Origin of the sequence: Nocardiopsis lucentensis DSM 44048, from assembly GCF_000341125.1 — a bacterium.
GTDB classification, from domain to species: domain Bacteria; phylum Actinomycetota; class Actinomycetes; order Streptosporangiales; family Streptosporangiaceae; genus Nocardiopsis; species Nocardiopsis lucentensis.
Genome location: NZ_ANBC01000539.1, coordinates 1 through 8,363, shown reverse-complemented (window position 1 = coordinate 8,363; position 8,363 = coordinate 1). Strand labels below are relative to the sequence as shown.

General features: G+C 71.1%; 9 protein-coding genes and 2 pseudogenes. 7 read left to right on the top strand and 4 right to left on the bottom strand.

Annotated elements, in window-relative coordinates:
- Positions 1 to 161, bottom strand: a pseudogene (locus D471_RS35100) (adenosylcobinamide-GDP ribazoletransferase); the annotation flags it as partial.
- 26 nt (positions 162 to 187) lie between these two features.
- Positions 188 to 1,183, bottom strand: a complete 996-nt coding sequence (locus D471_RS0118850) for a bifunctional adenosylcobinamide kinase/adenosylcobinamide-phosphate guanylyltransferase (RefSeq protein ID WP_017600051.1) — start codon at positions 1,181 to 1,183, stop codon at positions 188 to 190.
- Between the two features lie 206 nt (positions 1,184 to 1,389).
- Between D471_RS0118850 and D471_RS0118845 the strand changes: the two genes are divergently transcribed.
- The gene (locus D471_RS0118845; protein ID WP_017600050.1) at positions 1,390 to 1,596 is read left to right on the top strand and encodes a hypothetical protein; all 207 of its coding nucleotides are present in this window, start codon (positions 1,390 to 1,392) and stop codon (positions 1,594 to 1,596) included.
- 57 nt (positions 1,597 to 1,653) lie between these two features.
- Positions 1,654 to 2,118 (top strand): hypothetical protein, encoded by a 465-nt coding sequence (locus tag D471_RS0118840; RefSeq protein ID WP_017600049.1) that lies wholly within the window; start codon positions 1,654 to 1,656, stop codon positions 2,116 to 2,118.
- Positions 2,119 to 2,342: 224 nt separating this feature from the next.
- On the opposite strand, the gene D471_RS0118835 is transcribed toward D471_RS0118840, so the two are convergent.
- Together D471_RS0118835 and D471_RS0118830 are read right to left on the bottom strand one after the other, a co-directional pair.
- Positions 2,343 to 3,353, bottom strand: coding sequence for an aldo/keto reductase family protein (locus D471_RS0118835; RefSeq protein ID WP_017600048.1), 1,011 nt, complete (start codon positions 3,351 to 3,353; stop codon positions 2,343 to 2,345).
- A gap of 133 nt (positions 3,354 to 3,486) precedes the next feature.
- Positions 3,487 to 4,125 carry a DUF3043 domain-containing protein gene (locus D471_RS0118830; protein WP_040690293.1) on the bottom strand — a complete coding sequence of 213 codons (639 nt, stop codon included), beginning with the start codon at positions 4,123 to 4,125 and terminating at the stop codon, positions 3,487 to 3,489.
- Positions 4,126 to 4,242: 117 nt separating this feature from the next.
- Between D471_RS0118830 and D471_RS0118825 the strand changes: the two genes are divergently transcribed.
- The 5 genes and pseudogenes from D471_RS0118825 to D471_RS35095 all read left to right on the top strand — a co-directional run bounded on the left by D471_RS0118825 (position 4,243) and on the right by D471_RS35095 (position 8,219).
- Positions 4,243 to 5,001, top strand: coding sequence for a PspA/IM30 family protein (locus tag D471_RS0118825; RefSeq protein ID WP_083924256.1), 759 nt, complete (start codon positions 4,243 to 4,245; stop codon positions 4,999 to 5,001).
- Complete coding sequence (pspAA, locus tag D471_RS0118820; protein WP_017600045.1) at positions 4,998 to 5,276, top strand: PspA-associated protein PspAA; 279 nt, start codon at positions 4,998 to 5,000, stop codon at positions 5,274 to 5,276. Before D471_RS0118825 ends, pspAA begins: the two co-directional genes overlap by 4 nt.
- 188 nt (positions 5,277 to 5,464) lie before the next feature.
- Positions 5,465 to 6,391, top strand: coding sequence for a zinc metalloprotease HtpX (gene htpX, locus D471_RS0118815; RefSeq protein WP_017600044.1), 927 nt, complete (start codon positions 5,465 to 5,467; stop codon positions 6,389 to 6,391).
- Between the two features lie 32 nt (positions 6,392 to 6,423).
- Positions 6,424 to 7,038 carry a PspA-associated protein PspAB gene (gene pspAB, locus D471_RS0118810; RefSeq protein ID WP_017600043.1) on the top strand — a complete coding sequence of 205 codons (615 nt, stop codon included), beginning with the start codon at positions 6,424 to 6,426 and terminating at the stop codon, positions 7,036 to 7,038.
- A gap of 91 nt (positions 7,039 to 7,129) precedes the next feature.
- Positions 7,130 to 8,219: pseudogene (locus tag D471_RS35095) on the top strand (glycerate kinase family protein).
- The last annotated feature ends 144 nt before the right edge of the window (positions 8,220 to 8,363 follow it).

Sequence of the window (8,363 nt, the reverse complement as noted above, 5' to 3'; positions counted from 1 at the left end):
GGATCGGACAGGCCGAGGGCCGCGCCCGCCAGGGCGACGGCTCCGATGAGGGCGCCGAGCACCCCGCCCAGCGGCGCGGCCCAGAACATCGCCCACCCGGCGGCGGCGCGGTCCACCCGCTCCACGCGCACGGGCACGACGGTGAACGTGCCCAGGGCCATCCGCGCGCCCGCGGTGGCGTCCCCGTTCACGGCAGGTCCAGGACGCGGCCCGCCGTCACCAGGACGACCTCCTCGGACTCGGCCCCCACCCACTGGTTGAGCCTGCCCAGGTGGTCGCGGAACAGTCGCCCGGCAGGGGTCGCGGGGACCACGCCCGAGCCGACCTCGTTGGTCACCGCCACCACGTAGGCCTGGGTGGTCCGCCATGCCTCCAGGAGGCCGTCGACCTCCGCCTCCAGCCTTTCCGGGGCGTCCCGGCCGGGCGGGTCGGCCCACATCCCGTGCCGGTCCATGACGGCGGTCAGCCAAGTGCCGAGGCAGTCGACCAGCACGGAGCCGCGCGCCCCCTTGAGCAGCCCCACCAGATCGGCGGTCTCCTCGGTCCGCCACCACCAGGGGCGGCGGCCGGCGTGCGCCGCGACCCGCTTCGCCCACTCGGGGTCCTCCTCCGGGTCGGGTGCGGGGCCGGTGGCCGCGTAGACCACGCGGGGCTCGGCGAGCAGGCGGAGTTCGGCCTCGGTGGACTTACCGGAACGAGCCCCGCCGGTGATCAGCACGCGGTGCGGGCCGTGCGGCCGGGACTCGGGCCACACGGTGGGCGGGCACGACATCACGTGACCGTCGCCGGGGGCGAACGCCCCCCACAGCCGTGCCCTGCGGGCGAACTCCCAAGGAGAACGGACCCGGTGGTCACCGCCGACCGCCACGACCGCCGTGGTCACCCCGATCACTCCGGACCGCCGCAGCTCCCCGATGACCTCAGGTCGTCGCGCCACGTCGACGATCACCATGTCCACCTGTTGCGGTGGTGCCGTCGCGGCGTAAGCGGAGGTGTCCGCGCGGTCGGATTCGACCGGGGGCCCGCCCGGTGCGGGCCCCGGGGCGGAGCGCGCGAACAGCAGACGCCCACCGTTGGGGCCCTCGACCAGAACGCCGTCCGCGGCGCGGGTGACCGTGTACCCCGGGGGCACCGGTCCGACCGCGCCCTCCGGGCGGATGCGGAAGCGGTCGTCGACGGTCACGCGCAGCGGCAGGCGGCGTTCCGCCTGCGCCTGGTTGCAGGAGGCACAGGTGCACTGCGGGGCCGGCCAGCCCGCGTGACCCGCTGTCCCGAGAAATCGGATACGCACCCGAAGAAGTAAACAGCATGACGCGCCAAGCCTTGGTTAAGCTCGGGGCAGGAGCCGGTGACGGACACCGGCGGATCGGCGACGAAGGGCGGCCGGACATGGCGTGGACCTGGCGGTACATCGGGGCCGACGAGGGGGAGCCCCAGGGCACGGACCTGCCTGAGGAGGCCTTCACCTCGCGGGGCGACGCGGAGAGCTGGCTGGGCGAGCACTGGAGGGAGCTCGCCGAGGTCGGCGTGGAGCGGGTCGCGCTGATGGATGATGACCGGGAGGCCTACGCGATGTCGCTCGAAGGGGCCGAGTAGTCCGCTCCCGGCCGTACCGAGAACGCGGATGTCCCGACGGAACGGGATCATTGGGGCATGGTTTCCACCCTCCGCAACCTCGCGGTACTCGAACTCGTCAACATCCCCCTGTTCGCCTTCATCATTTTCGACGTGCTCAGTGTGCCGCCCTCCCCGGTCAACCTGGCGGGGTTCGGTCTGGGCGCCCTGTTGCTGGTCGAGGGCAGCGCCTACTGGTGGGCCAAGATCCACCAGCTGCGCACCCGGGCGCCGCGACCGGTGGGTATGGCGGTCTTTCGCTTCCTGAGGTGGGTCAATGCGGGGCTCCTCCTCCTCGCGGGCGTGTTCATTGGCTGGTCCCTGTCCGAGGGGATCCTCTGGACACGGGTGTGGCCCGGGGCCGGTATGTGGTTGTTCGCCGTCGGTGAGCATGTCAACTACTTCCACCTCCAGCTCTCCCACCAGACCCGCGCCGACCTGCGGCGGCTCTGGCGCACCGGACGGCCGCACCGCTCCCACCTGGCGCGGGACATGGCGCGCTGACCCGCCGGACACGACGGCGCCCCGGCACCCGACGGGTGCCGGGGCGCCGTCGTGTTTGTTTTGGGCCTCCGCTGCGCTTCGGCCCGTGTTCGGCCGCCCTCAAGGCAGGGATTCTTCCTCCTCGGCCACGCCTGTCGCTCGTTCCTCGCTACGCGGCTCGCCTCGTCGTGCAGAACCCTGCCGGCGCCCGAACGACAATCCCCTCGGGTGACGGCTCCGGAAACCTAACCGAGGTTTCGGATGTCCTCCGGGCTGCGGGTGAGCGCGGCGTCCCGCCGAACACTGTCGCCCAGGATCTCGTCGATGCGTGCGACCAGCGCGTCGTCGAGTGTGACCCCGGCCGCCTCGACGTTGTCGCGCACCTGCTCCGGGCGGGAGGCGCCGACGATCGCGGCGGACACGTTCCGGTTGCGAAGGACCCAGGCGATGGCCAGCTGCGCCATGCTCAGACCCGCCTCGGCGGCGAGCGGCTCCAGCTCCGCGACCTTCCGCAGGAGCGCCTCGTCCTCGGTCATGTCCTTGACGAAGTGACTGCTCTTCGGGTCGGCTCCGCGCGAACCGCTCGGGGCGGCCTGGCCGGGGCGGTACTTACCGGTGAGCACCCCGCCCGCGATGGGCGACCACACGATCTGGCCGATGCCCTCGCGTTCACACACCGGCACGACCTCGGACTCGATGACCCGCCACACCATGTTGTACTGCGGCTGGTTGGAGACGATGCGGTCGAAGCCCATCTCGTCGGCGATCTTCAGCGCGCGCTCGATCTCCTCGGCCCGCCACTCGGAGACGCCCACGTAGAGGACCTTGCCCTGGCGGACCAGGTCCTCGAAGGCCCGCATGGTCTCCTCCAGCGGGGTCGTGTAGTCGAACCGGTGAGCCTGGTACAGGTCCAGGTAGTCGGTTCCCAGTCGGCGGAGGGAGTCCTCCGCGCCACGGATGATGTGCTTGCGGGACAGCCCCCGGTCGTTCTTGCCCTCGCCCATGGGCCAGAACACCTTGGAGAAGATCTCCAGCCCGTCGCGGCGCTCGCCCTTCAGCGCCCGGCCGAGGACCTCCTCCGCCTTGCCCTGCGCGTAGACGTCCGCGGTGTCGAACGTGGTGACGCCCGCGTCCAGCGCCGCGCGCACGCAGGCGGCGGCGGTCTCCTCCTCGACCTGAGAGCCGTGTGTGATCCAGTTTCCGTAGGCGATCTCACTGATGACCAGACCGCTGTTGCCCAGATGCCGAAACTCCATGCGGAGCACTGTAGCGGGGGAGCGCGTCGGCGCGCGAGGCACGCCGGAGCCTGTTCGGGAGCGCTCCCATTTCGGTTCGGGTGAAGGGCCGGTGCACGCACCGGCCCTGCTCACCGTCCGTGGCCCCCCGGCCTCAGCGCGCGTGGCGCGGCGTGGGGTCGTCTCGGACCTTCAACCGGGGCTTGGGCAGGCGCAGGCGGCGGAACTGGATCTGCCGCATCGCCGCGTACCAGCCCGCGCCCCTGACCAACGGGTCGTCCGGGAAGTACTCGGCGGCGCGCCTCTTGACCGTGCGGCCCACGATGACGCCCTCGGTGACGATCGTGACCAGCATGAGCACGAACAGCGGGTACACGGCCATCTGCACGAGGGGCACGTTCACGAGGGACAGCGCGAGGATGAGCACCGACAGCGGGAGGAAGAACTCGCTGACGCAGCGCCGCGAGTCGACGAAGTCGCGGGCGAAGGCCCTGGCCTCGCCCATGTCCTGCTGGCGGAAGTAGCGCTCTTCGCCCTTGGGAGCGCCCGCGTCACGGGCCTTGCGCCCGCGCTGGCGGTCGAGGCGCTCCTGGTAGGCCCGGTAGGCCTCCTTGCGCGACTGCGGGACGTTGAGCGGCCTGCGCAGGTCACGTTCGGATTCCTTGCGCTTTGGGGTGGGGACACCCTTCTTAGGGGTATATCCCTTAGGTTGGGTGGACTCAGTGGCCTCTTGGCTGGCGGATTCGGCAAGCTTCGAATCCGTGGCTGCGGTAGCGGAGCGACGTCGGAACACACCTTCAGGGTAGCCGGTCACAGCTTTATGGCGACCGCGGGCCAGACCGCGTAGGGTTGGGCGAAGCGCCCGCTGGGAACAGCCGATGTACGCACCGAGAAGGGGACGGCCACGCCGATGAGCGTGTTTCAGCGACTTTCCATGATCTTCAAGTCCAAGGCCAACAAGGCCCTGGACTCGGTCGAGGACCCCAGGGAGACACTCGACTACTCGTACCAGAAACAGCTTGAGCTCCTGCAGAAGGTTCGGCGCGGCGTCGCGGACGTCGCCACCTCCCGCAAGCGCGTCGAGCTGCAGATCCAGCAGCTTGAACAGCAGTCCGAGAAGCTGGAGAACCAGGGCCGCGCGGCCCTCGGCCAGGGTCGCGAGGACCTGGCCCGCGAGGCCCTGACCCGTCGTTCCGGTCTGGCGAGCCAGATCGAGGGCCTGCGTGAGCAGCACGCCAACCTCCAGGGCGAGGAGCAAAAGCTCACGATGGCGGCCCAGCGCCTCCAGTCCAAGGTGGACGCCTTCCGCACGCGCAAGGAGACCATCAAGGCGACCTACACCGCCGCCCAGGCCCAGACGCAGATCAGCGAGGCCTTCTCCGGGATCTCGGAGGAGATGGGCGACGTCGGCATGGCGGTGCAGCGCGCCGAGGACAAGACCGCCGAGATGCAGGCGCGCGCGGGCGCCGTCGACGAGCTCCTGGCCTCCGGGGCGCTCGACGACGTCACCGGCACCGCCAAGGACGACATCCAGAGCGAGCTGGACCGGATGGCCAGCACCTCCGGTGTCGACGCCGAGCTCGAGCGCATGAAGATGGAGCTCGGACAGGGCAACGGCGGCGCCTCCGCCCCGCAGATCGAGGGCGGCAACAATCGGGAGGGCTCGTGATCGTCCGCATCCTGGGTGAGGGCCAGCTCGACCTCACCGACGCCGACCTGGACGTGTTGAACTCCGTCGACTCCCAGCTGGAGGCGGCGATCGAGTCCGGTGACGAGGCCACGTTCCGTCAGGCGCTGCACGACCTGCTGGCCAGGGTGCGTGCGGACGGCAAGCCGCTGCCCCCCGAGGACCTCAAGCCCTCGCAGGTGATCCTCCCGCCCGCCGACGCCACCATGGAAGAGGTGCAGGAGATGCTCCAGGACGATGGCCTCATCCCGGGCTGACTCCTGTCGGCCGGGTGGGCCGCCCTCCGTCCAGGCGGACCGCCCGTCCCCACGAACGGCGCGCGTCGACCGGTGAGCGAGNNNNCGGCCGCCGTGACCCTTCTCGCGTCACGGCGGCCGTGGTGTGTCTCAAACCCTTTCCGACCTGGGCGAACTAGACTCCGAACCACGGGTTGGGAGGAGTCGTCATGGCGGGTTCGAAGTTCAGGCCGGACCGAGGGCTCACCACGCGGATGGTGACGACCATGGGTCTGCTCACCCTGGTCTACGTCGCCTTCGTCGTCGGTCTCATCGCGGTCGGCATGAGTGTCTGGTTGGTCCTCCTGGTGGTCGGGGGGTTCGCGCTCTTCTCCTACTTCGCCTCCGACAGGATCGCGATGTTCTCCATGGGCGCGCACGAGGTCAGCCCCCAGCAGGCACCCGAGCTGCACGCCGTGATCGACCGGCTGTGCGCCATGGCCGACATGGCCAAACCGCGGGTCGGTATCGCCGACTCCGACGTACCCAACGCCTTCGCCACCGGGCACAGCGAGAAGACCTCCGTGATCTGCGTGACGACCGGTCTCCTGCGGCGCCTGGAGGGCCAGGAGCTGGAGGCGGTCCTGGCGCACGAGCTCTCCCACGTGGCGCACCGCGACGTCATGGTCATGACCATCGCCGGGTTCCTCGGCATCGTCGCGGGCTTCCTGACCCAGGCGGGCCTGCGCTTCGCCGTGTTCAGCGGGGCCGCCGGGGGGCGGAGCAACAACGGCGGACCGGCGCCCGCGGTGATCGCCCTGCTGGTGGTCCTGGTCAGCGCGGTCGCTTGGGCGCTGAGCTTCCTGCTGACCCGGGCGCTGTCCCGTTACCGCGAGTTGTCCGCGGACCGCTCCGCCGCCTACCTGACCGGTCGTCCGTCGGCGCTGGGCAGCGCGCTCACCAGGATCACCGGTGACATGGCCCGCATCCCCACCCGTGACCTGCGGCAGGCCGAACCGTTCAACGCCTTCTTCTTCGCTCCCGCCCTCACCCGGAAGGGCTTCAGCATGAGTCGCCTGGTCGCCACGCATCCTCCGGTGGACCAGCGCCTGGCCCAGCTGGCCGAGATCTCCCGGCAGCTCGGCCAAGGGTCCTGACCACCACACCACGACACCGAGGCGAGGCACCCGTGAAGAGACTCTGGCGTGCGATCCTGGGCCGTTCCGAGCCCGCGCGCCCCGACCTGGACGCACTGTTCGGGCTGCCCTCGGCGGCCCTGACCCTGCGGGCGTCGGCGGGTTTCTCGCCCACCGGCACCGGGTCGGTGGCCTTCCGGGCGGCGGAGGGCGCCGCCTTCGCCGACCTGGAGCGCGACGTGACCGCGCTGCTCAGCGCGGGCGGTGGGCCCCCCGTGGAGCAGGTGGCCGACGACTACGGCTACACCTGGCTGGTCATGCGCGCGGGGGGCGCGGAGCCGGGAGAGGGGGAGGTCACCGATCCTGACATCTCCGGCCTGGTCACCGACCTGCACGCGGTCAACTCGACATTGGAGGCGAACGGCTACGGCCCCTCGCTGCTGTGCTCGCTCGTGGGGTTCACCGACACGCGGCGACGGGCGTTGGGGCTGGTCTACCTGTACAAACGCGGCACCTTCTACCCGTTCGCCCCGCTGGGAGGGCACCGGCGGGACAACCCGCTCGAACTCCAGGTCGAGGCCGCGATCGGTACCGACCTGCCGGTCGAGCGCGACAGGTCCCGCTGGTTCCCGGTCTACGGGGCTCCGGGGCTGCATTCTCAGAACTGAGATTTCACTATGCGGAAATCAAAATCCACTAAACGGATAAATTTGCTCCGAAGGTCTGGTGCGACCGCGGACTGACCGGCACAATGGCCACGTGCGTATCGTCATCGCCCCAGACAAGTTCGCCGGAACCCTCTCCGCGGTCGAGGCCGCTCAGGCCGTCGCCGACGGGTGGCACCGGACCGATCCCTCCGCCACGACCGAGCTGCTTCCGCTCTCCGACGGTGGCCCGGGTTTCGTCGAGGTCCTGCACGCCGCCCTGGGCGGCAAGGTGTACGAGGCCCGGGTCACCGGTCCCCTCGGCACGCCGGTGACCGCCGAGTACCTCCTGGACACCGGGACCGGTACCGCCTACGTGGAGAGCGCGCAGGCCTGCGGGCTCCACCTGGTCCCGGCCGCCGACCGGGACCCCGGCCGGACCACCAGTCACGGTGTGGGCGAGCTCATCGCCCGAGCGGTCGACGCGGGCGCCACGACCGTCGTCGTCGGCCTGGGCGGCAGCTCCACCAACGACGCCGGCGCGGGCNNNNCCCCCCGCCGCTCTCAGCCACGGCGGCGGCCCCCTCGCGGACACACCCGGGGGCGTCGACCTCGAACCGGCCCGCCGGGCCGTGTCCGGGGTCCGCCTCATCGCCGCCACCGACGTCGACAACCCGCTCCTGGGCGTCCACGGGGCCAGCGCCGTGTTCGGCCCGCAGAAGGGTGCCGACCCCGACCAGGTCCAGCGCCTGGACGCCGCGCTGACCGCGTTCGCCGACCGGGTCGACCCTCGGGGGGAGATCCGCGACACCCCCGGCGCGGGAGGCGCGGGCGGTCTCGGTTTCGGCCTGCTCCTGCTGGGCGGCACCGTGGAGTCCGGTGTCCGGCGCGTCCTGGAGGCGGTCCGCCTGGCTGAACGCCTCTCCGACGCGGACCTCGTCATCACCGGCGAGGGCTCCTTCGACTCGCAGTCCCTGCGGGGCAAGCTTCCGCACGGAGTCGCGAGCATGGCCAGTGAGCACGGGGTTCCGTGTGTGGTGACGGCCGGTGCGGTCAAGGTCGGCCGCGCCGAGGCGGCCGCGGCCGGTATCACGGAGACCTACTCCCTGGTGGAGTCGGCGGGCTCGGTGAAGGCCGCGATGGGCCGCTCGGCCGATGAGCTGCGTTCGATGGCCGCCGACATCGCCCGCCGCTGGTCGCGCTGAGACCGCCCCTGGGCGGTGGCGGGCGACGAAGTGGGGGGTGCTGCGCCGTCAGGCGTCGGTAAGGGGGAGGTGCTGCGCCGTCAGGCGTCGGTTGAGGGTGGTGGTGGGTGACGGGTGGGCGCCCAGCCCTTCCGCGAAGCGGCG

What these genes read in the sequence shown, in the direction of transcription:
- D471_RS0118845 (WP_017600050.1), top strand. Translation starts at nt 1,390, where the DNA reads ATGGCGTGGACCTGGCGGTACATCGGGGCCGACGAGGGGGAGCCCCAG.
- D471_RS0118840 (WP_017600049.1), top strand. Translation starts at nt 1,654, where the DNA reads ATGGTTTCCACCCTCCGCAACCTCGCGGTACTCGAACTCGTCAACATC.
- D471_RS0118835 (WP_017600048.1), bottom strand. Translation starts at nt 3,353, where the DNA reads ATGGAGTTTCGGCATCTGGGCAACAGCGGTCTGGTCATCAGTGAGATC.
- D471_RS0118825 (WP_083924256.1), top strand. Translation starts at nt 4,243, where the DNA reads ATGAGCGTGTTTCAGCGACTTTCCATGATCTTCAAGTCCAAGGCCAAC.
- htpX (WP_017600044.1), top strand. Translation starts at nt 5,465, where the DNA reads ATGGCGGGTTCGAAGTTCAGGCCGGACCGAGGGCTCACCACGCGGATG.